Source organism: Acidicapsa dinghuensis (genome assembly GCF_025685685.1).
GTDB classification, from domain to species: Bacteria; Acidobacteriota; Terriglobia; order Terriglobales; family Acidobacteriaceae; genus Acidicapsa; species Acidicapsa dinghuensis.
In genome coordinates, this window is sequence record NZ_JAGSYH010000003.1 from 388,290 (window position 1) to 411,765 (window position 23,476).

The window sequence follows — 23,476 nt, forward strand, 5'->3', positions numbered from 1 at the left end:
ACCAATTCACAGACGCTTATCAATCTATGGTTCGAGCGGCCCTGCAGAGACATACGCCTATGGGACGCCATTTACGCCGTCTTAGACATGGGATCAGTTGTGCTCATCTATCCTAGTAGCTCACTAATCCTCGTGGCCAAAGGCGTGTGTGTCCAAGACATTCCTACGAAGCTGATAGGTGGGCGCGACAGTGTCGCGCAAGTCGAGTCCACTAGGGAGATGTTAGACGTGCTGGGACTCCTATGATTTTTAGGCGTGACTTCTTCTACTCACTCTCATATGCAATAGGTCATAGGTGTTTTCGCGACCGATGCAAAAGTTGCCACACCGCGCCATGCATCAGCCGCGTTTGCTCCGCTTTCAAGGCTTCGTAAGAGCGCTGCACATAGCCGTCGAACTCCGGCGGCCAACCGATCATGGAGCGGCGCTCGGAGTAATCGCCTTCTGTCCACCTAGCCATCACTGCTTTGTAGCCGACGACGTGAGTGACAAACTCGAGAAGACACTGCGGCATCTGCTCTTCGACGATGAGATAAGCCTTCTCGATAATGATCTTCTCGCGGACATCATTGAGCGGCGCAAAGATGGTCTTCATCCACAAGACCCACTCTTCAAGATCTTCGTCGCGGATGGGGTGCGCCTGCTGTTTGCCTTGTTTTTTTAGAAGTGCGCGATAGGCGATGTGACCGGCCTGTGAGGCGACGAAGAGTGGACCGTAAAACTCATTGAGGCGTTTGTTGACGAGCTTGAGCTTGTCGCGGCGGCGGGCGAGCATGCGGGCGCTGAGAAATGTCATCAGGTAGCCGATAAAGGCCAGAACGATGGTGATGACGGCAGCGCTCTGCACGTGGCTTACGGAAACAAAGGCCGATGGATCGAAGTCTTGCATTGCCGGAGAGTATAAAGCGAAACGGCGACCACCTTCTGTGACCGCCGTTTCCCGACTTCCGGGCTGAGACTAACTCACCGGCTTCGCAGTGCCATTCTGTATGGCGCGGTCGATGAGGGACTGGACTCGCTGGTTCATTTGATCGGCGAGCCTTCCCTGCTCTTCGCCGATGCGGCCCATCTGTTCACCGAGACGGCCCATCTGCTCGCCCAGTTCGCCCTGTTTCTCGCCAAGACGGCCCATCTCTTCGCCGATGCGGCCCTGAAGCTCACCGATCTGGGCCTGTATTTCACCCATCTTGGACTGCAGGTCCGAAAGCATGTCCTGGTTGACCTGTTTGTTGATGTCGTCGGTCATTTTCTTGAACTTATCGCTCTGCAACTCAGCTAGCTTTCGGTTCAGTTCGGCCATCTGCTTCTTCATCTCCGGGCTGTTGGCCATAACGTTTGCCTTGCTCGGGTCGAAGTCTTTCATGCGGCGATTGAGCTCATCCTGCTGCATCTGAAGTCGAGCCTGCTCATGCTCGAGGCTCTTGTTGCGCTGGTCGTAGCTGTTGAACTGCGAGAGGATAGAGGGATCAGTGATGACGTAGGATTTGCCATCGCGCTCGAACCAGATGAAGTTGTTATGGTATTTCCGCTTCGCCTCTTCAAGAGCCTTGCCGGGGTGGCCGGAGAGCGTGACGTTGCCGTTGCCGCGAATGATGGCGTAGGAGTCATCGTCATCACCGTCTCCGGAAAAGCCGTAGGCGAAGTTGTTGGGAGCCATGGCGGGAATTGGAGGCACTGATATTGTGGCGGCGGAGGGAGCAGGTAGAACGGGTGGAACGGGCGCTACGTCGGGAACTGGGGTCGTGACTGCCGCTGGTGTGGGAACGGAAGGCACTGGTGGCACGGGTGCGACTTGATCCACCTGGCCCTCGCCAGCTTGCCCGGTTGTTTCCTGCTGGGCGTCGACAGCTTCCATGCTTTCGGCCGTGGCGGGCTTGGCCTGTGCGGTACCTGTGCCCTCTGAAGCTGTTCCGGTGATGGTTTGCGCTTTCGAGGAGGCCTGTGCCTGAGCTGCCTCGACAGGCGGAACGATGCGGATGCAGGCTACGACCGCAACGAGCGCGACGAGCACCAGCGACGCAGTGAGAGCAATGTGACGCTTGCCTTCAGCTAAGGCAGGCTTGAGACGGCTGAGGTTGAGGACGCGATCTATGCGCGTGGAGAGACTGCCACTGCGGGCCATGGGAACTCCGGCGACGGGTGCGGTGCGCGGCATGGCTGCAAATTCGAGCAGCACCTGCGCATAGGTGGAGGCATCAGGAGCTGCTTCAAGACCTGCACCGTCGCTGAGGGCTTCGCCCAGCTCGGAGAGCTTGCGCTTGAGCCACCAGCCGAGCGGGCTGAACCAGAAGACAGCCACGTGCGCTGCGGCAAGCAGTTGTAGATAGAAGTCGCCCTGGCGCACATGAGAACGTTCATGCGCGAGGACGATGCGCAGCTTGTTTTCATCCCATTCGCCGAAGTTGGCGGGGAGAATCACAGTGGAGCCGATGGTGACAGGCGTTGCCAGATCATAGCTGGCGCGCACCGAGCCGGTGCGGGTTTGCCCTTCGACGTACATCGACTGCAACTCCGGCACTGGCTTGGAGCGGAACCAGAGGCGCAGGGCTACGACCAGTCCGGCAAGGGTGCGGAAAAATAAAAACGCAGTAACGGAAAGATATGTCAGAGAGAGCAGCGCCGGTGCGTGAGTACGGAGCCATGAAAAAAGCCCCAGCCGCTGAGACGACGCGGTAGGCGCGGAAGCAGAAAGTATCGCTCCTACGGATTGCAGCTTGCGGCTGTCGGATGCTTTCCACGTAGTATGAGCGATGCCCGCGTTGGAGCTGCTCGCGATGAGGGAGGACACGGTGTCACTCAGAGTCTCTGTGCGATGCGTGGCGTGGGGCTTGGGCAGATATGCAACGGCGTGCGTGGCAGGAGCGGATTGAAGGGTCATGGTTCCGCCAGCGGTGTGTGCGCCTAGCGGCTGGGTCATCGCAAGAGCCCAGCGGAGCTGCGAGATCAGCGGCTCAGCCATTCTCTCTACCTTCAACATTTCAGTGCGAAAGACCGTACGTGCAGGAATCTGAATAGCGCCGACTGCAACGGGAATAGGAGCGCGCATAACAAATGGCATGATTCCGGCAGCAAGCAATACCAGAACCCAGGCCAGCTTTTGCGCGAGCACCGCCTGCACGCGCATCATACGGATGCCCGCCCATACGGCGGCAGCCATCAACAACGACCGGAACGCGGCTTCGAGAATTACGGGGATCATTTCTTCACTCCCTTGCCGTTGGTATTGTTGCTCTGTTCACTCCGAGCATTGGCGATGCGCTCGGCAAGCCGCTTGAGCTCTTCCTTGTCGAGCACAGAGGAATCGACCATGCCTACCAGGAGCTGCTCAACGGAGCCTTCGCAAAACCAATCCAGAATGCGCTTAACTGCGCGGCCGGCAACCAGAGGGGCGGGTGCTGCCGGTGAATAAAGAAAGGTTCGATTGTCGATGATGTGGTTCAGGTAGCCCTTTTCCTCGAGTCGCCGCAGGACGGTGCGGACGGTCGAGTCCTTGAGTGGGCGATCCTGCATTTCGAGCTCTTCACGTACCTGGTCAGCCGACATGGTGCCGTGCTGCCACATGAGCTGGAGAATACTCCGTTCCAGCTCGCCGAGCTCGGCCGGGTCGTGATGAAGCTCACTGAGTCCCGGGTTGACCGGGCCTGCCGTCTTGCGACTATCTGTAACGTTACTCGCCATAATGCTACAGACGGTAACACATTTCCGGGGTGAGCGCGCAAGAGAAATTTTTTGCGTACATTTTGCCACCCGGAAACTTGCCGTCCTGCCGATACAACGGACGAGCATGGCCCAATGTTCCCGAAATCGCTAAAATTAAGGAAAAAGATTTGCGGAGGATAGGCTTTTGCCTCTCTACGAGTACCGTTGCACGTCGTGCGGCAATACGTTTGAAAAAATTCAGAGCTTCAGCGCTGAGCCGGAACGCGTGTGCCCAAAATGCGGTGGAGAACTTGTGCGTCCGATGACAGCGCCTGCGCTGCGGTTTGAGGGTGCAGGTTGGTATGTGAATGATTATGCCGGCAAGGGGGGAGCTAAGCCGGCAGACGCTGCAAGCTCCGCGGACGGCGGTAAAAGTTCCGCCTCTGAGGCAAAGCCAACTGCAGTGGAGAGCGCTCCGGCGGCTACATCTGCTCCGGCCAGTTCAACTCCAGCAGGATCGACTCCCGCATCCACTAAGAACTCCACGAACGGTAGCTAGACGATCGGCGTTCAATCGGCCGACATCAGACCGAGGCGTTGAACTGCGATCCGCTGGCTAGATCGATGCTCCGTCGCCTGCGACGGACGGAGGAACCGCGGGGGGATGCCCCGCCGGGGCTGAAGCGAACCTTGTTCGGGTGTCGGAGAGGATCATGCCGTCGCGCACCTGGAGGATGCGGTCGGCGATGGCTGCGGCTTCCATGTTGTGGGTGATCATGAGGGTAGTCTGGCCCAGTTCCTTGTTGGAACGGCGCAGCATGGAGAGGACGGCGTCGGAATTCTTCGTATCGAGATTGCCGGTTGGCTCGTCGGCGAGGATGATGGCGGGGCGGGTGATGAGGGCGCGGGCGATGGCGACGCGCTGCTGTTCGCCGCCGGATAGCTCGTTAGGGCGATGGACGAGACGACCCTGGATCGAGAGCAGGTCGCTGAGGTGGTCAAGATAGGCCCGATCCATCGGCTCCTTTTGGCCGCTGATGTCGTAAGCTATCTCGACATTTCCCATGGCGCTGAGCGTGGGCAACAGGTTAAAGCGCTGAAAGACGAAGCCAATGCGCTGGCGACGCAGGCGTGTTCGAGCTGCGTCGTCGAGCGTGGCGAAATCGACGCCATCTATGACGACACGGCCGCTGCTGGCGCGAGTGAGGCCACCGAGCAGGTAGAAGAGAGTCGATTTACCCGATCCCGAGGGGCCGACAATGGCGACAAATTCGCCGCGGGGCACGGCGAAGCTGACGCCGCGTACGGCCTGCACTTCAATCTTGCCGGAGCGGTAGACCTTGGTTAGATTTTCGGCCTGAATAATGGGGCTGGAATCGGCTGTCTGCACCATTTGATTGTAAATGGCGAGGGTTACAAAACTTGTTCAGGACGCGTCAGTTGCTCAGTGAGAAATGTGGGGCGATCAGCCTTTGCGGAAGCGGTTGGCTATCTCGAACTCCTCGCGCAGCTCAGGGGTGCGGAGGTTTTCACGCAGGTGGGTCAGACGTTGTTCGAGAGCCTGGATAGCTTTGGAGACGGCTTCGGTGTTGGTGTAGGCGACATCACGCCACATGGAGTAGGGGCTGGAGCCAAGCCGGGTCATCTCGCGCAGGGCACGGCCGCCTACGGCTTTTAGCTCAGGAGCGTCGCCGACTTCGGTTTCGAGCAGAGCTGTCAGAGCTGTCGCGAGGAACTGAGGCAGGTGGCTGACCCATGCGACCAGTTCGTCGTGGCGGCCGGCATCCAAGTCGATGGTGCGGCAGCCCATAGCCTGCACCCACTGCCGCCATTCTCTGCCGATATCTGTTTCCGATGGTGAGATTGTTGGGGGGGGTCCTGTGTCGCCAGTGAAGATCCAGACAGCTCCGCGGAAAAGCGCTCCGTCAGCTTCGGCTGCACCACTTACCTCTTTGCCTGCCATGGGGTGGCCGGGAAGAAAGGCGGCTTGGCCGGGCTGATTGTATAGGCGATTGGCGGCGGCGGTGATCTGAGCCTTGGTACTGCCTAGGTCCGTTACGAGATGGCTGGCGTTGAGAACCGGGGCCAGCTGCTCCATCCAGTCAAGGATGGCGAAGACCGGGGTCGCCAGCAGAATGAGCTGGCTGGCCTGAGCGGCTTCGAACGGGTCCAGCGCAATGGACTGAATGGCCTTGAGCCTGAGCGCGTCCTGCGTCTGGCGTTGATCTTTATCCCAGCCGATAACGGAACCGTTAAAACCCGCGGCGCGCAGAGCCAAGCCTGCTGAAGCTCCCAGCAGGCCCGTGCCCAGAATGAAGACGCGCTCGATCATCGGCCTCGCGGTTCTTGCTTTACGCGCCGGTTGCGACCGGTGCTCCCGTTGGAGCATAAACGCTTCGGCCTATCGCCTGGGCGACCCGCTTGAGCTCGGTGACGAGTTGAGCGAATTGTTCAGGGAAGAGCGTCTGCGCGCCGTCGGAGAGCGCTTTGTCGGGGTTGGGGTGCACTTCGACGATGATGCCGTCGGCTCCGGCAGCCACCGCGGCCCGCGCCAGCGCCGGAACCATGTCGCGACGGCCGGTGCCGTGCGAGGGGTCGCCGATGATGGGCAGGTGCGAGAGCTTCTTGATGACCGGAATCGCCGAGATATCCATTGTGTTGCGCGTGTAAGTCTCGTACGTGCGAATACCGCGCTCGCAGAGGATGACATCGTAGTTGCCACCGGCGAGGATGTATTCGCTGGAAAGCAGCCACTCTTCAATGGTGGCCGAGATGCCGCGCTTGAGCATGACGGGCTTGCGTACCTTGCCGAGCTCGCGCAGCAGATTGAAGTTCTGCATGTTGCGCGCGCCGACCTGGAAGCAATCGATGTAGGGCAGCATGGGCTCGATCTGCGAGATCTCCATGACCTCACTGATGGCCAGCAGGCCGTACTCGTCGGCTGCTTCGCGCATCAGCTTCAGGCCGGGGATGCCCATGCCCTGAAAGGCATACGGCGAGCTGCGAGGCTTAAAGGCTCCGCCGCGGAGGAAGCTTGCGCCGGCTTCTTTGACCTGCTTGGCTGTAAGGAAAATCTGCTCCTTATTTTCGATGGAGCACGGGCCAGCCATGATCGGAATCTCCTCGCCGCCGATTTTCACGCCGTGGTTGAACTCGATCACCGAGCCTTCCGGCCTCCATGCGCGGCCGGCCAGTTTGTATGGCGAACTGATGCGATGCACGCTCAGAACGCCGGGCAAAAGCTTGTACTCTTCGATATCGATCGACGCCGTGGGGCCTACGCCCGCGAGAATCGTCTGCGTCGCGCCGGTGGTGCGATGCACGTTGACGCCCGCTTCCACCATCTTTTCGATGACGTTATCGATCTGCTCTTCTGTTGCCAACTCAACCATTGCTACGATCATTGCCTGTTCCCCGTCTCGGGCGCTTGTGCGCCTGCTTCGTGGCCCGCGGCGGATGCCTGGGCGTTTCTCTGGCTGGCCAGCTCATTTCTTTGGAGGGCGCGCATAACGTCGATGATGCGCTCGAAGATGTGCGTGAGCTCGATGTCGGGCAACGGGCCCTTGTTTTCACGCCGCACATTCTCGTAGATCGTCTTCTCGCGCACCGGCTCGTAGATGGGCAGCGAAGTGGACACCTTGAGGCGGCCGGCTTCGAGCGCATACTCCGCGCGCTGACTGAGCAGGATGACCAGTTGCCGATCCAGCTCGTCGATCTGTTTCCGCAATTCTTCCAACGTCATATTTGCCTCGTTCCGAGGCTGCGTTTCCGGTTGGGCGTTTTGTTACTTATGCCCGATCCGGCTGCGCTGCCTGGAGAAATCAGTTCAGCCTAAGTTATTCGGCGGCCTGCCCGGAACTCAACCGCTTTCTATGTCCGGGCGGGGCTGCCTGCATGGGTTCGTCGGCGAAGAGGCAGAATACCGGCTCTGCTCGTCGCGTTAAAGGGCCTGCGCCGGATGTAGCTGGCGCAGACCCTCGATAAATCGAGCCACCACGCCGGGCGCCTGCTCTTCTGTTGATCTCTCGATCAACTCAACAATCGCGCTGCCAATGACCGCCGCATCTGCGAATCTGCCGACCTCGGCTACATGATCCGCATGAGAGATGCCGAACCCGACGGCTACAGGCAGCTTGCTCCATCGGCGAATGCGCTCAACGAGCGCTGCCGCATCGGCGGCCAGTTCCTGCCGTTTGCCAGTAACTCCGGTGCGGGAGATGGCGTAGATAAAACCTTTGGAATGGGCGGCGATAGCCTTCAGCCGCTCTTCGGGACTGGTTGGCGCTGCCAGGAAGATAGGCGCAAGGTCAACGCGGTTCATCTCAGCGATGTACTCGCTTGCCTCTTCCACGATCATGTCGGTCAGGAGAACTCCGTCTGCTCCGGATTCGGCTGCTGCGTCGGCGAAGGCTTTGAGGCCGAAACGCAGAACAGGATTTACATAGGTAAAGATCACCAAGCCAGCGTTGGGGCGGGCCTGACGCAATTCTTTGGCGAGAGCGAGAACATCTCTAAGCCTTATGCCGCGGGCCAGCGAACGCTCACTGGCGCGCTGGATCACCGGGCCATCGGCCAGAGGATCGCTGAAAGGCACCCCCAACTCGATGACATCCGCTCCGGCATCAATGGCGGCGAGAGCGATTTCGCGCGTGACCACAAGATGTGCAGGCACATGACTGCCGGCAGTAGCGACGGGCGTACCGGGGCTCAAGCCTGCGTCCCCGGCAGTGAGATAGGCCACAAGGCCGGGATGTTGTTGGAATCGAAGCGCCATTTCGGTTTCGGGGGATTATTCGCCCTGTGCTCCCTGGAGATGTAATTCGCGGGCGAGGATACCCATATCCTTATCGCCACGGCCAGAAAGGTTAACTACAAGTATGTCATGCGGGCCCATCTTCGGCGCAACGCGAACGCATTCGGCGATGGCGTGAGCGCTTTCGAGAGCGGGCAGTATGCCTTCGATACGGGCGAGGCGGACTACGGCTTCGAGGGCTTCGATATCGTTGGCGGAGGTGTACTCGGCGCGGCCGAGATCGTGCAGCATGGCGTGTTCGGGGCCGACGGAGGCGTAGTCGAGACCGGCGGAAACCGAGTGCGTAAGAGCAACCTGGCCGTCATCATCCTGCAGCACGTAGGAATAGGTGCCCTGAAGGACGCCGGGCAGGCCGCCATCGAAACGAGCGGCGTGGTCGCCGAGTCTTTTGCCGCGTCCTCCGGCTTCGACGCCGATCAGGTGCACTTCCTTGTCCGCGAGGAAGGGATGAAAAGCGCCGATGGCGTTCGATCCGCCGCCTACGCAGGCGATGATGGCGTTGGGCAGACGGCCTTCCTTGGCGAGAATCTGCTCGCGGATCTCAAGGCCGATGACACGCTGGAAGTCGCGAACCATCGTCGGGTAAGGATGCGGGCCAAGTGCGCTGCCAAGGATGTAATAGGTGTCGCGGACGTTGGTGACCCAATCGCGGAGAGCTTCACTGACGGCATCTTTGAGTGTCTTGGAACCCGAGGTGACGGGGCGGACTTCAGCGCCGAGCAGGCGCATCCGCAGGACATTCAACTCCTGGCGGCGCATGTCTTCCTCACCCATGTAGACGATGCATTCGAGGCCGAGAAGCGCGCAGGTGGTGGCGGTGGCCACGCCGTGCTGGCCTGCGCCGGTTTCGGCGATGATGCGCCGCTTGCCCATGCGCTTTGCCAGCAGTCCCTGACCGAGGGCGTTGTTGATCTTGTGTGCGCCGGTATGAAGCAGGTCTTCGCGCTTGAGGTAGATTTTGGGGCCACCGTTGGGGCCCGCGAGTTCTTCGCTCAGGCGTTTGGCGAAGTAAAGCGGGGTAGGGCGGCCAGCGAAGTCTTTCAGAAGAGAGGACAGCTCAGCTTGAAAAGCGCTGTCTTCTTGGGCTTCGATGTATGCCTGCTCCAACTCTTCGAGCGCGGCCATGAGCGTTTCTGGCACGTAGCGGCCGCCGTAGGCTCCGAAGCGCCCGGGGCGCAAACCAGACATTGTTTGTGTCTCTGGAAGAATTCCCGATGCCATCGCAAGCCCTCCCGCCGGTCATCCGAAACCGGGCTGACCTTTCAGTGTACTAGGAGTGCGATGTATGCCAAGCGCCTACTCGTCCCAATCGGTTTCGACCGGAAGGCCTCGGCTGAGGCGCGCTTCGTTGACGACAGCTCGCAGAAATGAGGTTTTTCCTGCGATGTAGCGCGGCATGTCGTCATCGAATGCAACGCCAGATCCTGCTTCAAGGCTTCATACGCCCGGGTTACTTCGGGGTGCTGAATCAGCCAGTCGCGGAGCAACAGCTCGCTTTTGAGGGGCCACGTTGGGGCGACAACCAGATGGAGATGATAGGCCAGTTCGCCGTTATCCGCTTCCTTACGGAAGAAGCGGCGTTTGAAGAAACCGGCATCGATCTTGCGGTACCCGGCGGGTTGAATGAGGCTTCCCAGATCATCGGCCTTTTCCAACGAGATGACTGGAGCCATCATGTCGATGATGGGCTTAGCGCTTAGTCCAGGAATGGCCGTACTGCCGTAATGCTCAAGCTGATCTGCAATTTCACCAAGCATTGGCCGCAAGCGCTCGCGTTCGCTGGAGAAGCAAGCAGGCCAAGAGGCATTCGGCAGTGAGAGAGAAACACGGCCGAGCGCGAGACGAGTCTGTTCCGGAAACTGCATCCCGTTTTGTTTAGGCAGGGCTCCTGTGGCATCAAAAATTGGGTTCTCTGGATATTCCTGTCACTGCGTGGAGATGAGAGTTCGTCCAAAACGATATACTCCGGTTGACCGGAGATCCAAGGACAGGAGTCTCACTGATGAATTTTCACAACTACCGACGTATTCCGAGCGCTGCGCTTGTTCTGCTTGCTACCGCTGCAACGGGCCTCTGGACAGTCAACGCTGTTGCGCAGGCTGCATCTGGCAACGACACTGCTGCCTCCTGCGGGCAGATGCCGCAGGGGAGCGTTCCGACCAATCAGACCATCATTGCGAAGTCCCTCGGAATGGACTCGGGACATTTGAAGCCTGGGAAAGAAATATGGTTCAAAAATGCCAAAGCCGTGGCCTACCCCGGATGCACGATCGAAGTGGATGGCATCATCTATGCCAAAGTTGTGTCGGTTAATTCGACCAAGGACGGATCCGAGTTTTCGCTGGATTTTGGCCATGCCGACTGCGCAGGCGGCCATGATAAGCAGCCTTTTAAGATGCGGCTGATCAGTTTAATGGCGCCGGAGGGCGAAGGGAAGAAGTCGCACAACGACACCCCCTCGGAAGTGAGTAGCAGGGGTGGCCCACCAATGGGCGGAGGTAGTGCTGGTGGCGGCGCACCCCAATCGCATCAGTCGAACAGCGGTGCAGCAGATACGACTTCAAGTACGGGCAGTGAACCTAATACGATTCAGCCAGGATCCGTAGTTGGCATTCCAGCCACGAAGCTGGAACCGATGGGCGGTACGGGATGCAGCGATCGCATCACCAGCACCAACAGCAAGATCAAGCTTCAACCAGACTCGCAATTTGTTCTTGTTGTAACGGATACCAAATAGACTGCATTCGGGTCTTTTCTCGTCAAACTAAGGGGCTCGCCGCTCAGGCTGAGCCCCTCCCCATCGGCTTTTGAGTTCGGCATATGCGGAACGAGCATTTGCAATGAAGGCACGGACTTTCGTGGGGTCTTTGCGGCCGGGTGTTGCCTCTACTCCGCTGGCAACATCGACGCCCCAGGGCTCGAGCACGGCGATGGCCTGGGCCACGTTTTCGGGTTTGAGGCCGCCGGCGGCGATCAGTTTCAGTGCGTTGGCAGGAGTAAAGAGAGTGGCTTTGGCTGCTTGCCAATCGTAGGAAATACCGGTGCCACCAACGGCGCCTGCCGTTCGTGAATCTATCAGCACGCCGTTGATTGTTCTATCGTTTGCGGCGGCGCTAAGTTGCGCTTCTGCTTCGCTGCCGAAGTGAATCACACGCAGAATCCGTAAACTCGACCCGAATCTCTGGCGCAAGCGCGATGCAAGGTCACTTGTCGCATCGGAGTGAAGCTGGACTCCGGTGAGGCCGCAGGATTCAACGATGCTGAAAATGGTTGTGAAGTCAGGATCGACGAAGACGCCTATCTTTTCAACAGATGCCGGTAGATTGGGCGCGATTGCCGCAACCTGATCCTTCGTCACCTGCCTGGGGCTGGGGGCGAAGACGAAGCCGACTGCGTCAGCTCCTGCATCTACAGCCAGTTGCGCATCGGCCAGCGTGGTGTTGCCGCAGATTTTTACCCACAGGCTCATTGCGCGGACTCATGCAGTACTGGGATGGAACTCACTGCCTCGGCTAACAGAGTGCTCAGAGCCGCGCCGGGATCGGGTTGGCGCATGAGGCTTTCGCCGATGAGGAAGGCGTCAAATCCAGCCTCCCGGAGACGGACCATATCGGCTGCGGTAGCAATACCGCTCTCGGCTACGCGAACTACGTCTGCAGGGATGCGAACGGCCAATTCCAGAGAAGTTTCGAGACGAACAGCAAAGGTCTTCAGGTTGCGATTGTTGACACCGATGGCATCGGGCGCTTCATCAAGTGCGAGTACGCGATCAAGCTCTTCGCCCGTATGCACCTCGATCAACACATCGAGATCAATGGCGTGCGCTGTGTGCGTGAAACGGTGCATCTCTTCACTGGTCAGCGCAGCGGCGATGAGCAGGATCGCGTCGCCGCGATGCGCGCGGGCTTCTACGATCTGGTACTCGTCTATCGTGAAATCCTTGCGCAGGCAAGGGATGGCGACTGCCGCTGAGGCCAGTTCGAGATTGCGCAGGCTGCCCTGAAAGTAAGGCTCGTCAGTGAGAACGGACAGTGCTGCAGCGCCGCTTGTTTCGTACTGGCGGGCCAGATGCTCCACATTGAAATCTGCGCGAATCAGGCCTTTGGAAGGCGACGCTTTCTTGAGCTCCGCGATAACGGCGGGGCCGCAGGCAGAGCGGACAGATAGTGCGTTGGCCCATCCGCGTGGGCGGTGAAGGGCAGCTCTGCGCTCGAGTTCGCTGACTGGGACCCGGGCTTTATTCGCAGCTACCGTCTCGCGGGTGGTGGCAACGATTTTGTTGAGATGGGTGGACATTGCAGGTTCCAGTATAGATTCGTGAGCGAATTGCGAGATTCAGGTCCAGAGACGACGAAGCCCCGGAAGTCCGGGGCGAAGATCGCGTTATTTTTGGTGCCGAAGAGAGGACTTGAACCTCCACACCCTTGCGAGTACATGGACCTGAACCATGCGCGTCTGCCAATTCCGCCACTTCGGCACGGGCCTTGCATCCAGTAAATACCGGACAGGCAGTAATTTCGAGTGTCGCAAATGCGCCTCGGGGTGTCAAGAATGACCGAGGATGACGACTCCGGCGGTTTGAATCCAATGAGCAGAGAGGCTAGTATGCGTTACGTCCGGTTATCCGAAGTCCGGCCGGGCTGGATGGTCCACGACAATAAGACGCCCGTCGGTCAGAGCTTTGACGGAATGCAGGATGTTCGCGGGCACAATGGCGACGATGCCGGGCTTCGCAATCTCTGTTTTTCCATCGATGGTTAGTTCAAGTTCACCCTCGATCACTTCATACACCTCTTCCTCTGGGTGGAAGTGCTCGTGAATCTTGGAACCTGCCACGAACTCGTAGTGTGCGAGCGTCATGCTGGACGAGTGAACATAACGCCCCTTCCATCCCGGTAACCGTTCGACGACCTTGAGTCCATCGATATTTACAAAGGGCATGAGAGCTCCCTACCGTCAGCGCTGTCCGCGGTACATTCTAGCCCACTTCAACAGGAGCCGACTGCGCCGACTCTGCAACTCGGTTAAGGCCTGACATTGCCGCCGGCTTCCTGCTTTTGCGATCGTCAAAAATCCTCAAAAACTTCTTGACCGCACTTATGGTAAGTATTAATTTACGGTAAGTGAATTCTTACCAACAGTTCGCGCTAGATGCACTTGGCGATAGCACCAGGCGCGCGATCGTTGACCGGCTACTGCGGGGACCGGTTTCCGTTGGCAAGCTTGCAGAGGAGTTCCCGATCAGCCGGCCGGCTATCAGCCAGCACTTGCGCCTGCTCAAGGAAGCTAGGCTCGTCATCGACGAGGCGCAGGGAACGCGCCGGGTGTATCGACTCAATCCCGAGGGATTCGAGACGTTGCGCAGTTATTTTGATCAGTTCTGGATCATGGCGTTAACCGCATTCAAAGAGAAAGTCGAGGAGCAATAACTCATGTCGATAACCGCGACCGAAGTGCCACCACTCCGCAAACACATTTGCGTTCGCGCAAGTACCGCCCGGGCTTTCAAGGTCTTTACCGAAGGCATCGACACCTGGTGGCCAAAGACTCATCACATTGGCCCCTCGGCGCCAGTGCGAGGCGCGATCGAGCCTGGTGTGGGAGGCCGTTGTTACACAGAGCATACCGACGGGTCGCTGGCACAGTGGGGTCAGGTACTGGAGTGGGAACCGCCGCATCGTTTTGTCCTTGCCTGGATGGTGACGACAGATTGGAAGCCGGAGCCGGATCTAGGCAAGGCAAGCGAAGTTGAGGTGCGGTTTACGCAGTCTCCAGATGGAACCACGCTGGTGGAGCTTGAGCATCGCTGCTTTGAACGGCACGGAGAGGCTGGAGCGCTCATGCGGCAGCATGTGGAGGGCTGGACCAGTCTGCTGGAGCTGTTCAGAACCGAGTTGGATCGCGAAGGTTAAAGGGCATTTCGCCTCGATTGCCGCCGGTATCGCACAAAGGAGAAAGAGCATGTTGAAAAGGGTTGATTGCGTCTTTGGAGCGCTGCTCGTGCTGGCGAGTCTTGGCCACACCTTTGGAACACTCAAGTTGCTGCCGGCGTGGAGCGGCATGTGGGTGTGGTCATTGGGTGCGGCACTTGCCGGCTTGCTGCTGGGAGCGCTCAACATTGTTCGCGCAAGCCGCTCCAGCGATACGACCATCGCTGTGCTGACAACCGTGGGAACGGTCTGCTGGATTCTGGTAGTGCTGGCCTTTGGCAGGACTATCGGCAACCTGTTCGATCCCCGCGTGGTGGGACACGTGGCGATTTCGAGTGTGCTGGTGATCTTTGGGGTGCTTACTCTTGCGCGCGCCGCCGGAAGCGCGGCGGAAGCAGTTGTGGCGCGATCCTGATGATCATTTAATGCCCGGCAAGACTGTAGCACAGGACCGCCAGGACGATAGCCGAGATAACCACATACAAATAGTCGCGCTCGGCAAGGAACGCGATCACCGAGAAGACCACCCGGGCGATAGGCGTGGCGATCAACATCAACAGGCCTAACTGGATGATGGCGAGAGGATGGAAGTGAATAGCCCCGCGAAAGATACCGCCAAAGGTATTCAATCCATTAGGAGCTCCGTGAAAACTACTGTAGTCAACCGGGCGGTTACCCTGCTGGCTCAGATATAGAAGTGCCCCGATAAGCACCACAACGGCAGAGCTTAAAACACCGACTTGCAGCAGCATGCCGATTTTTGCGTCGAGCACGGAGTCATCTGTTCCTTGTGGAGCATTGCTCACAGGAGTCTGCGTGTCGGCCATCTTACAGCCTCCCCGTGATGCCGTTGAAGATCATCTCAAAGCCGAGCGTGGCGATGACCAGGGCAAAGACGATTCGGACTACTTTCGTGCGGGCGCGAACCAGGAACCTGGCACCGATGAGCGATCCGATGAGAACGCCGAGGGTCACAGGAAAGTCGAGCGCGGGATGAATATAGCCGCGGCTGAGATAAATTCCCGCGCTTGCTGCCGCTGTGACGCCAATCATAAAGTTGCTGGTGGTGGTTGAGACCTTGAAAGGAATTGACATTGCCTCATCCATTGCCAGCACTTTGACTGCGCCGGAACCAATACCAAGCAGACCTGAAAGCGTGCCAGCGCCAAACATCAGCCCAAAGCCCAGAGGCACTCGCTGTACTGTGTAAGACTGCTTTTTTCCTGCGGCGGGGTAACTGCCGTCGAGCTTGAGCAATGCAGCAAGCTTATTGGGCTCCGCGTGTGGATTGTCTATCTTCTTGCGCCAGGATGCTGCAGCGGAGAACAGCAATACAGCTCCAAAAACGATAGCAAGCGCATGTGTCGGAGTGGATGTGGCAAGGAATGCGCCTACGATCGCTCCGGCAGTTGTTGCAATCTCAAGAAACATGCCGACGCGGATGTTGGAGAAGCCTTCGCGCACGTAGGCTGCAGCTGCACCGGAAGAAGTCGCGATTACCGAGACTAGCGAGGCACCGATGGCGTAGTGAATATCGACTTTGAAGACGAGCGCCAGCAGCGGGACAATGACTACGCCGCCGCCAAGCCCGGTGAGTGCGCCAAGAAAACCTGCCAGCATGGATGCGGCGCCTATGAGTGCTGAGAACTCTATCGCATTCATCGTCGATTGCTCCGTGCGAACTCTTTCTCAGCCCAGGCAGGCCCGAAGCTTATGCAGGAAAATACAGCAACGACGGTATCAGATGAAAGCAGCGCGGAACAGAAAAATGTCCGCGCTGCTCCCCGCGAGAATTAGACCAGCTTGGCGTCGAGCGTGATCTCGGTGTTATTGGCGAAAAGCTTCGAGATGGGGCAGCCGGCCTTGGCGCCAGCAGCGGCGGTGTCGAATGCTTCCTTGGTGGCTCCGGGTACGTCGGCGGTGGTGGTGAGGGCGATCTTGGTGACGGCGAAGCCGCCATCGACCTTGGCCAGCGTTACGGCGGCATGGGTCTCGATCTTGTTAGGGGTGAAACCTGCGCCGCCGAGCTGCGCGCCGAGCGCCATCGAGAAGCAGCTCGCGTGAGCCGCTGCGATCAGCTCCTCAGGGGTGGTGCCTGCATCGGAACCCTCAAAACGGGTCGCAAAGGAGTAGTTCGCATCCTTCAGCACGCCGGTTGCGGTGCTGATGGTGCCCTTGCCCTCCTTAAGGGAACCTGTCCAAACTGCACTTGCCTTGCTCGCCATAATTGCTCCTTGCCCATCCAGGGCGGTCTGGTAATTACGCTCAAGTATGTCCGGCGGCCGTGGGGAACCCGGCGTCGCCGTCCCGGAATCAATTGCTAAACGGAATGCGAATCATTAAAACGTTGATTCGATTGCGGAAAATCGTCGACCGAGGCTTCGTCAGTCGGATTGAAGCGCATGCCCACTTACCATGCTAATCTCTCGATATGCTTCCCGAGCGGCCACGTGCGTTGGATGCTGAATTTGCGGCAGGGTTTTCACCGAATCCTCATGCCGGCGCGCAATCGGTCGAGACCCATATACAGCAGATCTGCCCGAACTGCGGCGAGCGGCTGACTGGGCATCATTGCAAGCTGGTCTGCACGCAGTGCGGATATTACCTGAGCTGCTCTGATTTCTACTGATATATTTCGGACCCGATTCATCCGGCAGAGGCACGAGCCGGTAACATTGGCGGAACGGCGGCAAGCTCAGGAATATCGGCCCGGAGAAGTACTTTACGCGCAAGTCCGGTAAGTGGCAGGCCGAGTACATCTCTCAGGCGTATCCATTTATGTTGACCTGAAGGCAGTGCCAGCAGTTCCGCGTCGTCTTCGAAGGCAGTGCGGATGCGCACGTAGTAATTGACCTGCATGATGGCATGCCGCACAGCCATGCGCTGATGCCTTTCGTCGAATTCCTTATCCGCAAGCGCAGGCAGCTCCCACATACCGGGCATTACGGTTTCGGCCTCGCTGCGCTGCTCCAGCAAAATTTCGCGATATCGAGCTTGGGAACGAATGACTAGGGCGTAGGCTGCGGTTTCGCTGCGCATGCGGGCACGGGTAGGCGCCGGATGTTCGCCTTGCGTCTTGCAATGCTCCCGCAGCGGGCAAGCGAGGCAGAGTGGAGCTTTGGGCAGGCACATGGTTGCGCCTAACTCCATCATGGCCTGGTTGAAATCTCCGGGGGCAGTGGGATCGAGGAGCCTGGTTGCATAGTCAGCGATCTTCCGATTCAACTCGGCCTGACCTTCGCGGGATTCGCTGCCCCAACCGGCGAGGCGTTGGACGACTCGCTCCACATTGCCATCGACGACAGCGACGGGCTCGCCATAGGCAATGCTGGCGATGGCTGCCGAGGTGTAAACGCCGATACCAGGCAGATCACGTAAGGCCGCAGCGGAAGCTGGCATTACGCCGCCAAATTGCTCGACGACGGTCTTTGCCGCTTTGTGCATCATGCGGGCGCGGCGGTAGTAGCCCAGGCCGCTCCAGAGGGCGAGCACATCGGCTTCGGCGGCGTGAGCAAGTGCCACGACTGTCGGAAAATTCTTCAGGAACTGCTCGTATCGTTCGACCACTGCCGCTACTCGTGTCTGCTGCAGCATGATTTCAGAGACCCAGATGGCATAAGGATCTCGTGTACGCCGCCAGGGAAGATCGCGCAGGTGCCGACGATACCAGTCAAGCAGCTTTGCGCGCATCTGTGCTGTATCTTCGGGCTTTAGATCGATCCTGGCTTCTTTAACTGGCGCCAATCTTTTCCGGCCTCTTTCCGCGGATTAATTTGATTTTAAAATTTCTCCCGAATCGGAATGCAATGGCATGGCCCATGACCAACGGAATATTGTGCAAATGCGAAAGGATGCTACCTTTGCAGCAATGAAGCGCTTTGTACTGCGCAAACATCAACGATGAAAAACGTCGGATCATTGGTTTGCCGTTACACAGATTTTTATTGGATCAAGATGAAGTCTTTCCACCAAAGGCAATTCAATCGTCCAAAGAAAAGTTGATTGAAGTCGGGCATGCTGCCGCTCGACCGCAGTATGCCTGTACAGTAACCCGTTCGCCACTGCACCGCAAAGTAGCGCGGATTCCCCCACCGCCGCTGACGAAGACATGCTCGCGTGTGTCCGCCCGCGGCCGTTGCATCACGAACGCTGGAGATCTCCCCTGAAACCCTCCGTTGTTGTTCTCGCTGCTGTCTCTGCCTGGGTGACGTTCGCTGTATTTCCCGGCGAAGTGTCGACCGTTCAAGCGCAAACGGGCACCCCCGTCACGCTCTCGTCGAAAGCGGCTCCCGGCCCACAACCAGAGTTGAACTTTGCATCCAGCATCAGCGAGGACGATGTAGGCCCAGCCGCCCCTGCACCACCTTCAGCGCCCGATCCAGCCGCAGCCGGATATGACCACTACGCTGTGAAGCCCGCGGCAAATTGGTATCAGGCACCGTTCTCCCGCATTGGCGTTGGAGCCGACATTTCGCCGCTGGGCATTGGAATCAAGTCAGCCGTGGTGCTCAACCAGGATTTCGATGCGCGCGGACTCGTGAACTTCTTTCACTTTGACACCGGTCTATTCGAGGTGGAGGGCTTTCATGTCGACTCGAAAGTACAGTTCACCTCGGCTGCAGCCGCGCTGGACTGGTATCCGTATAACAGTGTCTTCCGCCTGAGCGGCGGCATGTATTTCTATAATGGAAACCAGATTTCGGGCACAACTACCGTCTCGCCAGGTACAAGCTTTCAATTGCAGAATACTACTTACTATTCGGCAAATCCGAATCCGGCCACAGGCGCGACGCCGCTGACCGGTTCAGGCGTGCTTAGCTTTCACCAGCGGACGCCTGCGGCTTTCGTCTCTGGTGGTTTTGGGAAGTTTATTCCACGGTCGGACCGTCACTGGTCGTTCCCATCGGAATTCGGGGTTATTTTTACGGGACCACCTACGATCAACGTGAATGCTTCAGGCTGGGCTTGCCTCGATGCGAAGCAGACACAGTGCAGCAATGTCGGTGATCCATCGAATCCGATTGCGATCGAGTTTCAAGACAATCTGAGGGAGAAGCTGGCGCGTTGGCAGAACGATTTGAATAAGGTCGGCGTGTACCCGATCTTTTCCTACAGCGTGGTGTACAGCTTCAATATCAAGTGAGATTTCGCATCGAGCTTTTGACGGCCGAAAGATGAGGGCCGGCAGCTATGCTGCCGGCCCTGCCGTTTGAAGTCTGTCTGCAACGATTCCTATAACGTCATGAGGTACTGCTCCAGCTTTACGAGATTCTCAACCAGCTTCTGGTCGGCACCTACTCTGGCGATAATAGCCTGGCACTCCTCCGCCGTGGGGAAAAGCATCCATACTTTGACTTCCGTCCCACCGTCGACATCGGCGAATACTACTTCCATGCGGTGATGCGGCTGGCAGACATGATTCATGACCAGACGGTCGATCGGCTTCACAACTTCATACAGCTTATGATTTGGATAGTCGATTCCATCGGGTCCGTGCATGACAAATCGCCATTCGCCTCCGGGACGCACGTCCATGTGTTCGATAATTGTGGTGAAACCGTTTGGTCCCCACCAGTTTTTAATGTGCTCGGGCTCGGTACACAGGCGCCACACCAGCGCGCGAGGAGCGCGAAAGATGCGTGAGGCGCGAATCTCGCGACCGACTGTCTCGTGAGCCTTCGATGCGGCCGCTGCCGCGCGACCGTCCGCGCCGAACCCGACATAGGCTTCGAGTTTGTCGAGGCTGCTGCTCCAGCCCAGTTCCATGCCCTTGAGGTACTGTTCCGCGTCGCCGAGCTCTTCCACAACCTGCACGTGGAGCTCAATCAGGGTCTGGTTATCTTCGAATTCCTTGAAGAGAACAGTATTCAGATTTTGAAAAATAGGCTTGCCAGCGCCGTCGAGCGCTGAGGTGAGAAACACCAGTTTCTCAGGCGGGAGGATCTCGCGGAACTCGCCACCCATGGGGTAAACAGCGCCATCCGGGGCGCGCATGTCGACGTGGATCTTGCCGCCGGGGCGCACGTCCCAGTCACAACGGGGATTCGTAAAGCGCGCTGGTCCCCACCAGTTGGCGAGGTGGGCCGGATCGGTCCAGACACGGAAGACAAGCTCGCGAGGGGCACGGAAAAGGCGCGTGACAGTAAGCTCGCGCGCGGCGACGGCACTATTGTTTGTTGGCATTGGGATTCTCCTGATTCGGCTGTTTAACGGTTTTGCTCGAACCCGTCTCCGGGCTCAATTGCTGGATCTGTTCGAGATAACTGTCGAGACGGTCGAAGCTCTGCTCCCAGAACTGGCGGTATTCCTCAACCCAAGCAGCTATCGACTGAAGTGGCGCAGCTTCCAGGCGGCAGGGCCTCCACTGAGCCGACCGACCGCGCGTGATGAGGCCGGCGCGCTCCAGCACCTTGAGGTGTTTCGATACGGCAGGCATGCTCATCTGGAATGGTTCGGCCAATTCCGTAACGGAGGTTTCTCCCGTCGCCAGACGGGCGAGAATAGCTCGTCTCGTCGGGTCGGCGAGTGCGGCAAATGTGAGACTAAGTGGATCATCCATATTTAATCTATCGGTTAAATAACCGATAGGTTAAATATTATTCAAGACGAATACGTTGTCAAGAGGTTTTCTGGAAATTTTCAGAATGATTTTGCTCAGGCGGTCTCAAATACGAAGAAACTCAACGTGCGTAGAAAAAAAAACGGCCCCCGATCTCATCGGGGGCCAAGTTGCCTTGGTTCTCTCGTGTTGCGAGAGCTTGGTTGGCGGCCAAACGGCGGGGGCCGTTAGGCGCGGCTAAGAGCCTCGGGGCGTGGCTGCAGCTTTACTGCTGCACCGCACCTGACTGGGACGAGCCTAACCGGGGGGTGGACCCGTCCTGGGCCGCCAAACTGTTTTCCATCAACCGCAGATCTACGTAGCTGGCGCGGACTGGGGTCGGCTTCGTATCGCCGGTCTCCTGTGCCGATACCGGGGCGTTGCCCAGGGCCACTGCGTGCATGCGGTAGACTGGAATTTCGTGTTCGGTGACGAGGTAGCGCTTAACTGCCTCGGCAAGCCGATTAGAGTTTTGAATACCTACGCTGCCGGCTCCGGGGGCATGAGCTTCTACCTCAAGCAGATAACCCTTTTGTCCGTTGAGCTGCGTGGCGAGGTCATCGAGTTGCTTCTTGGCGTCGGCACTCAGTACTGAGGACCCGCGACGGAAGCTGATAGAAACGGTGTTCTTCTGCGAGTACTGGTCAATGCCCGCTACGGTGGTGTTGATCGTGTCCACCTTAGTGCTTGCCTGCTGAGCGGTCTGTCCCGCCTGCTGTGCCTGCTGGCCAGCAGCTGTGGCCGTCTGGTTGGCGGCGTCTGCGGTTGATTGAGCCTTGCTGATGCCAGCCTGAGCCCGGGCGTCTACATCCTTGATGTCCTGGGCATTCTTGGCGTTGACTTCATCCAGCTCGTTCAGTTCGCTTCTGATCGGCTCAATGCGCCTGTCGACCCACTTTTTGCGGGCGAAGGGATTCACATGACCCCAGAAGCCTTCCTTAGGAGGTTCACTCAGCTTGTTAACCTGCCCTGAAGAAGAGGGCTGGGCGTTTGAGCTAGGAAAGCCGCTACCGGTAGCAGTTGTGGATTGCTGTGCTACCGCAGAAATTGAAAACGCAGATGCCAGTACAAGTACCGCGGCCTGGCCAGGGAAGAATCTCCGAAACGAATTATGAGCCATCATGGGGTCTCCACTCTTGGTTCCCGGACTTGCTTTTCCGGTTATCCCGCGAAGTCACTGCCTCGCTTGCCGATAACTATTGCAAAGCCCGTGCCAAACCCGATGAATGGCAGGCTAAATCGTTAAATTACACAAAGAGAATTGCTTAGGTACGTTTCTGGTTCCTATTTGCAGGGAACGAGAGGGATTTGACGCTAATCTACGATGTAGTTTTTGCAGCGAAGTGTAATTTTTACCATGTAATGATGGAAACGATTCCGCACAATTCACAGATCACTGCGTCACGACATGAAGAACCTGTATTTCAGGAGTGTTGCCGGCCCAATCAGGTGAAACCGAGTCGAAGTTCAAGCGGAAGTCTGCCTGCGCGCCGGGCTTGAGTGGGGAACTCGACAGCGGGGCGGTATCTATATATGGTTCGCGCATGCGGACGATGGTGAGCGGCAGACGCTGGCTCTGCGCCACCTTGTTGGCATAATCGAGGAAAGTGATCTGAACGACCGCTTCGGAGACGGTTTTGTCGCCAAGATTGGCGATATGGCCATCGAGATAAGTGATCTTTCCGCCAGCCAAGTTAGAAGACTCACTCATCGTCACGTTCGAGACTCGTAGGTTGGTAGCGTATGCGTCGGGCGTGGCGGGAAGGTTAGAGAGATCCTGGGTGTGGTTATGGGACTTGCCGAGAACAAACATGACGGCAATGATTGCGAGGACAGCCAGACTGGCGATCACGATTGGCAACCAGTTCCGCTCTGGCCGTGGCGTGTTTTCAGTCAGAGAAAGCGACGGGGATGCACCTGCTGTCTGGGCACTTTCCGCAGCATTCCCTTTCGGATTTACCGATGCTCCTGACGCTGCATTCTGTTCCATTCCTCACTCCTCTTTCCATCGCAGATTCTACATCGAATCGGGAAGTCGACTGTATAGCTTCCCGTTCTGTGAGTAGCGCATGAATTTCTTATCGTTCCGGGCGACTTTTGCTGTGATTCTGCGTTTCTCCTAAGCAGAGAGGGTCAGGTGATTGTTCTGGCTCTTACCCCAAACGGGGAATGGGCAGTCATTGAAATTTAGCGCATCATCCGTGTGCAAAATGAGTCAAACAATATAGCGGGACGAATTTTGCATCTCAGCTTTTGTAGTAACTGACGCCGGAAAAATTGGCGCAGATGAGAACTACCTCTACCGATAAGACGTACATATTTTTGAACAGCACACGAAGGAGGGAGCGCCGTGACGACACGATCTGCTGATCCAGTTATCTCAGGCCTGCGAACCTCTGCAAGTGAAGGCGTCAGGGAATCCACACGCACTGGCAACTTGCTCTATCAGTTAGCTACTGTTCTTGCGATTCTGCTCTTCCTGGTCAGCTTCTGGTC

At 57.8% G+C, this 23,476-nt stretch carries 27 protein-coding genes and 1 tRNA gene; 6 read left to right on the plus strand and 22 right to left on the minus strand.

Annotation, left to right across the window (positions count from 1 at the left end):
• Nucleotides 1-289: 289 nt before the first annotated feature.
• The 3 genes from OHL22_RS09995 to OHL22_RS10005 form a co-directional block, all read right to left on the minus strand.
• Complete coding sequence (locus OHL22_RS09995; RefSeq protein WP_263336361.1) at nucleotides 290-889, minus strand: hypothetical protein; 600 nt, start codon at nucleotides 887-889, stop codon at nucleotides 290-292.
• Nucleotides 890-958: 69 nt separating this feature from the next.
• Nucleotides 959-3,199 carry a M56 family metallopeptidase gene (locus OHL22_RS10000; RefSeq protein ID WP_263336363.1) on the minus strand — a complete coding sequence of 747 codons (2,241 nt, stop codon included), beginning with the start codon at nucleotides 3,197-3,199 and terminating at the stop codon, nucleotides 959-961.
• Nucleotides 3,196-3,678, minus strand: coding sequence for a BlaI/MecI/CopY family transcriptional regulator (locus OHL22_RS10005; protein WP_263336365.1), 483 nt, complete (start codon nucleotides 3,676-3,678; stop codon nucleotides 3,196-3,198). Before OHL22_RS10005 ends, OHL22_RS10000 begins: the two co-directional genes overlap by 4 nt.
• A 166-nt stretch (nucleotides 3,679-3,844) precedes the next feature.
• On the opposite strand from OHL22_RS10005, the gene OHL22_RS10010 reads away from it, so the two are divergent.
• A complete protein-coding gene (locus tag OHL22_RS10010) occupies nucleotides 3,845-4,198 on the plus strand; it encodes an FmdB family zinc ribbon protein (protein ID WP_263336368.1) in 354 nt (117 codons plus the stop codon).
• Nucleotides 4,199-4,255: 57 nt separating this feature from the next.
• On the opposite strand, the gene OHL22_RS10015 is transcribed toward OHL22_RS10010, so the two are convergent.
• The 7 genes from OHL22_RS10015 to OHL22_RS10045 form a co-directional block, all read right to left on the minus strand.
• Nucleotides 4,256-5,032 (minus strand): ABC transporter ATP-binding protein, encoded by a 777-nt coding sequence (locus OHL22_RS10015; protein WP_263336370.1) that lies wholly within the window; start codon nucleotides 5,030-5,032, stop codon nucleotides 4,256-4,258.
• A 72-nt stretch (nucleotides 5,033-5,104) separates the two neighbouring features.
• Complete coding sequence (locus tag OHL22_RS10020) at nucleotides 5,105-5,971, minus strand: prephenate dehydrogenase (RefSeq protein ID WP_263336373.1); 867 nt, start codon at nucleotides 5,969-5,971, stop codon at nucleotides 5,105-5,107.
• A 19-nt stretch (nucleotides 5,972-5,990) separates the two neighbouring features.
• Nucleotides 5,991-7,043 carry a 3-deoxy-7-phosphoheptulonate synthase gene (aroF, locus tag OHL22_RS10025; RefSeq protein ID WP_263336375.1) on the minus strand — a complete coding sequence of 351 codons (1,053 nt, stop codon included), beginning with the start codon at nucleotides 7,041-7,043 and terminating at the stop codon, nucleotides 5,991-5,993.
• Complete coding sequence (locus tag OHL22_RS10030; RefSeq protein ID WP_263336378.1) at nucleotides 7,040-7,381, minus strand: chorismate mutase; 342 nt, start codon at nucleotides 7,379-7,381, stop codon at nucleotides 7,040-7,042. Before OHL22_RS10030 ends, aroF begins: the two co-directional genes overlap by 4 nt.
• Nucleotides 7,382-7,579: 198 nt before the next feature.
• A complete protein-coding gene (gene trpA, locus OHL22_RS10035) occupies nucleotides 7,580-8,413 on the minus strand; it encodes a tryptophan synthase subunit alpha (RefSeq protein ID WP_263336383.1) in 834 nt (277 codons plus the stop codon).
• Between the two features lie 15 nt (nucleotides 8,414-8,428).
• Entirely contained in the window at nucleotides 8,429-9,673 is a 1,245-nt protein-coding gene (trpB, locus tag OHL22_RS10040; protein ID WP_263336385.1) for a tryptophan synthase subunit beta, read from the minus strand.
• Between the two features lie 41 nt (nucleotides 9,674-9,714).
• The gene (locus OHL22_RS10045; protein WP_263336388.1) at nucleotides 9,715-10,317 is read right to left on the minus strand and encodes a GrpB family protein; all 603 of its coding nucleotides are present in this window, start codon (nucleotides 10,315-10,317) and stop codon (nucleotides 9,715-9,717) included.
• 137 nt (nucleotides 10,318-10,454) lie between these two features.
• Here OHL22_RS10045 and OHL22_RS10050 point away from each other — a divergent pair, with 137 nt between their 5' ends.
• Nucleotides 10,455-11,189 carry a hypothetical protein gene (locus tag OHL22_RS10050; protein ID WP_263336391.1) on the plus strand — a complete coding sequence of 245 codons (735 nt, stop codon included), beginning with the start codon at nucleotides 10,455-10,457 and terminating at the stop codon, nucleotides 11,187-11,189.
• Between the two features lie 27 nt (nucleotides 11,190-11,216).
• On the opposite strand, the gene OHL22_RS10055 is transcribed toward OHL22_RS10050, so the two are convergent.
• From OHL22_RS10055 to OHL22_RS10070, 4 genes are all read right to left on the minus strand, one after another.
• A complete protein-coding gene (locus tag OHL22_RS10055) occupies nucleotides 11,217-11,921 on the minus strand; it encodes a phosphoribosylanthranilate isomerase (protein ID WP_263336393.1) in 705 nt (234 codons plus the stop codon).
• Nucleotides 11,918-12,748, minus strand: coding sequence for an indole-3-glycerol phosphate synthase TrpC (trpC, locus tag OHL22_RS10060; protein ID WP_263336395.1), 831 nt, complete (start codon nucleotides 12,746-12,748; stop codon nucleotides 11,918-11,920). The genes OHL22_RS10055 and trpC overlap by 4 nt, the downstream gene beginning before the upstream one ends.
• A 94-nt stretch (nucleotides 12,749-12,842) precedes the next feature.
• Nucleotides 12,843-12,929, minus strand: a tRNA-Leu gene (locus OHL22_RS10065).
• Nucleotides 12,930-13,072: 143 nt separating this feature from the next.
• Nucleotides 13,073-13,393: a cupin domain-containing protein gene (locus tag OHL22_RS10070; RefSeq protein ID WP_263336398.1), complete on the minus strand. Its 321-nt coding sequence runs from the start codon at nucleotides 13,391-13,393 to the stop codon at nucleotides 13,073-13,075.
• 182 nt (nucleotides 13,394-13,575) lie between these two features.
• Here OHL22_RS10070 and OHL22_RS10075 point away from each other — a divergent pair, with 182 nt between their 5' ends.
• Genes OHL22_RS10075 through OHL22_RS10085 form a run of 3 tightly spaced genes read left to right on the plus strand, consistent with a single transcriptional unit; the run spans nucleotide 13,576 to nucleotide 14,797 of the window.
• Nucleotides 13,576-13,881 (plus strand): ArsR/SmtB family transcription factor, encoded by a 306-nt coding sequence (locus OHL22_RS10075; RefSeq protein ID WP_263336401.1) that lies wholly within the window; start codon nucleotides 13,576-13,578, stop codon nucleotides 13,879-13,881.
• A gap of 3 nt (nucleotides 13,882-13,884) precedes the next feature.
• Nucleotides 13,885-14,364, plus strand: coding sequence for an SRPBCC family protein (locus OHL22_RS10080; protein ID WP_263336404.1), 480 nt, complete (start codon nucleotides 13,885-13,887; stop codon nucleotides 14,362-14,364).
• 49 nt (nucleotides 14,365-14,413) lie between these two features.
• Nucleotides 14,414-14,797: a hypothetical protein gene (locus OHL22_RS10085; RefSeq protein ID WP_263336408.1), complete on the plus strand. Its 384-nt coding sequence runs from the start codon at nucleotides 14,414-14,416 to the stop codon at nucleotides 14,795-14,797.
• Nucleotides 14,798-14,804: 7 nt separating this feature from the next.
• Here OHL22_RS10085 and OHL22_RS10090 read toward each other — a convergent pair whose 3' ends face one another.
• The 4 genes from OHL22_RS10090 to mutY form a co-directional block, all read right to left on the minus strand.
• On the minus strand, nucleotides 14,805-15,209 hold the full coding sequence (locus OHL22_RS10090) for a DUF1634 domain-containing protein (protein ID WP_263336411.1): 405 nt from the start codon (nucleotides 15,207-15,209) through the stop codon (nucleotides 14,805-14,807).
• A gap of 1 nt (nucleotide 15,210) precedes the next feature.
• Entirely contained in the window at nucleotides 15,211-16,044 is an 834-nt protein-coding gene (locus OHL22_RS10095) for a sulfite exporter TauE/SafE family protein (protein WP_263336414.1), read from the minus strand.
• Nucleotides 16,045-16,175: 131 nt separating this feature from the next.
• Entirely contained in the window at nucleotides 16,176-16,607 is a 432-nt protein-coding gene (locus OHL22_RS10100) for an OsmC family protein (RefSeq protein WP_263336416.1), read from the minus strand.
• A gap of 421 nt (nucleotides 16,608-17,028) precedes the next feature.
• Entirely contained in the window at nucleotides 17,029-18,126 is a 1,098-nt protein-coding gene (mutY, locus tag OHL22_RS10105) for an A/G-specific adenine glycosylase (protein WP_263336418.1), read from the minus strand.
• A 487-nt stretch (nucleotides 18,127-18,613) separates the two neighbouring features.
• On the opposite strand from mutY, the gene OHL22_RS10110 reads away from it, so the two are divergent.
• Nucleotides 18,614-19,525 carry a hypothetical protein gene (locus tag OHL22_RS10110; protein WP_263336420.1) on the plus strand — a complete coding sequence of 304 codons (912 nt, stop codon included), beginning with the start codon at nucleotides 18,614-18,616 and terminating at the stop codon, nucleotides 19,523-19,525.
• 89 nt (nucleotides 19,526-19,614) lie between these two features.
• Here OHL22_RS10110 and OHL22_RS10115 read toward each other — a convergent pair whose 3' ends face one another.
• The 4 genes from OHL22_RS10115 to OHL22_RS10130 form a co-directional block, all read right to left on the minus strand.
• Nucleotides 19,615-20,565, minus strand: coding sequence for an SRPBCC family protein (locus OHL22_RS10115; protein WP_263336423.1), 951 nt, complete (start codon nucleotides 20,563-20,565; stop codon nucleotides 19,615-19,617).
• On the minus strand, nucleotides 20,549-20,941 hold the full coding sequence (locus OHL22_RS10120) for an ArsR/SmtB family transcription factor (protein WP_263336426.1): 393 nt from the start codon (nucleotides 20,939-20,941) through the stop codon (nucleotides 20,549-20,551). The genes OHL22_RS10115 and OHL22_RS10120 overlap by 17 nt, the downstream gene beginning before the upstream one ends.
• A gap of 265 nt (nucleotides 20,942-21,206) precedes the next feature.
• A complete protein-coding gene (locus OHL22_RS10125; protein ID WP_263336428.1) occupies nucleotides 21,207-22,100 on the minus strand; it encodes an OmpA family protein in 894 nt (297 codons plus the stop codon).
• A gap of 273 nt (nucleotides 22,101-22,373) precedes the next feature.
• Complete coding sequence (locus OHL22_RS10130; RefSeq protein ID WP_263336430.1) at nucleotides 22,374-22,970, minus strand: DUF2393 domain-containing protein; 597 nt, start codon at nucleotides 22,968-22,970, stop codon at nucleotides 22,374-22,376.
• Nucleotides 22,971-23,476 lie beyond the last annotated feature (506 nt).

Excerpts from the sequence above, each read along its gene's own strand:
- OHL22_RS09995 (WP_263336361.1), bottom strand. The coding sequence starts at position 889 with ATGCAAGACTTCGATCCATCGGCCTTTGTTTCCGTAAGCCACGTGCAG.
- OHL22_RS10000 (WP_263336363.1), bottom strand. The coding sequence starts at position 3,199 with ATGATCCCCGTAATTCTCGAAGCCGCGTTCCGGTCGTTGTTGATGGCT.
- OHL22_RS10005 (WP_263336365.1), bottom strand. The coding sequence starts at position 3,678 with ATGGCGAGTAACGTTACAGATAGTCGCAAGACGGCAGGCCCGGTCAAC.
- OHL22_RS10015 (WP_263336370.1), bottom strand. The coding sequence starts at position 5,032 with ATGGTGCAGACAGCCGATTCCAGCCCCATTATTCAGGCCGAAAATCTA.
- OHL22_RS10020 (WP_263336373.1), bottom strand. The coding sequence starts at position 5,971 with ATGATCGAGCGCGTCTTCATTCTGGGCACGGGCCTGCTGGGAGCTTCA.
- aroF (WP_263336375.1), bottom strand. The coding sequence starts at position 7,043 with ATGATCGTAGCAATGGTTGAGTTGGCAACAGAAGAGCAGATCGATAAC.
- OHL22_RS10030 (WP_263336378.1), bottom strand. The coding sequence starts at position 7,381 with ATGACGTTGGAAGAATTGCGGAAACAGATCGACGAGCTGGATCGGCAA.
- trpA (WP_263336383.1), bottom strand. The coding sequence starts at position 8,413 with ATGGCGCTTCGATTCCAACAACATCCCGGCCTTGTGGCCTATCTCACT.
- trpB (WP_263336385.1), bottom strand. The coding sequence starts at position 9,673 with ATGGCATCGGGAATTCTTCCAGAGACACAAACAATGTCTGGTTTGCGC.
- OHL22_RS10045 (WP_263336388.1), bottom strand. The coding sequence starts at position 10,317 with ATGCAGTTTCCGGAACAGACTCGTCTCGCGCTCGGCCGTGTTTCTCTC.
- OHL22_RS10050 (WP_263336391.1), top strand. The coding sequence starts at position 10,455 with ATGAATTTTCACAACTACCGACGTATTCCGAGCGCTGCGCTTGTTCTG.
- OHL22_RS10055 (WP_263336393.1), bottom strand. The coding sequence starts at position 11,921 with ATGAGCCTGTGGGTAAAAATCTGCGGCAACACCACGCTGGCCGATGCG.
- trpC (WP_263336395.1), bottom strand. The coding sequence starts at position 12,748 with ATGTCCACCCATCTCAACAAAATCGTTGCCACCACCCGCGAGACGGTA.
- OHL22_RS10070 (WP_263336398.1), bottom strand. The coding sequence starts at position 13,393 with ATGCCCTTTGTAAATATCGATGGACTCAAGGTCGTCGAACGGTTACCG.
- OHL22_RS10080 (WP_263336404.1), top strand. The coding sequence starts at position 13,885 with ATGTCGATAACCGCGACCGAAGTGCCACCACTCCGCAAACACATTTGC.
- OHL22_RS10085 (WP_263336408.1), top strand. The coding sequence starts at position 14,414 with ATGTTGAAAAGGGTTGATTGCGTCTTTGGAGCGCTGCTCGTGCTGGCG.
- OHL22_RS10090 (WP_263336411.1), bottom strand. The coding sequence starts at position 15,209 with ATGGCCGACACGCAGACTCCTGTGAGCAATGCTCCACAAGGAACAGAT.
- OHL22_RS10095 (WP_263336414.1), bottom strand. The coding sequence starts at position 16,044 with ATGAATGCGATAGAGTTCTCAGCACTCATAGGCGCCGCATCCATGCTG.
- OHL22_RS10100 (WP_263336416.1), bottom strand. The coding sequence starts at position 16,607 with ATGGCGAGCAAGGCAAGTGCAGTTTGGACAGGTTCCCTTAAGGAGGGC.
- OHL22_RS10115 (WP_263336423.1), bottom strand. The coding sequence starts at position 20,565 with ATGCCAACAAACAATAGTGCCGTCGCCGCGCGCGAGCTTACTGTCACG.
- OHL22_RS10120 (WP_263336426.1), bottom strand. The coding sequence starts at position 20,941 with ATGGATGATCCACTTAGTCTCACATTTGCCGCACTCGCCGACCCGACG.
- OHL22_RS10125 (WP_263336428.1), bottom strand. The coding sequence starts at position 22,100 with ATGGCTCATAATTCGTTTCGGAGATTCTTCCCTGGCCAGGCCGCGGTA.
- OHL22_RS10130 (WP_263336430.1), bottom strand. The coding sequence starts at position 22,970 with ATGGAACAGAATGCAGCGTCAGGAGCATCGGTAAATCCGAAAGGGAAT.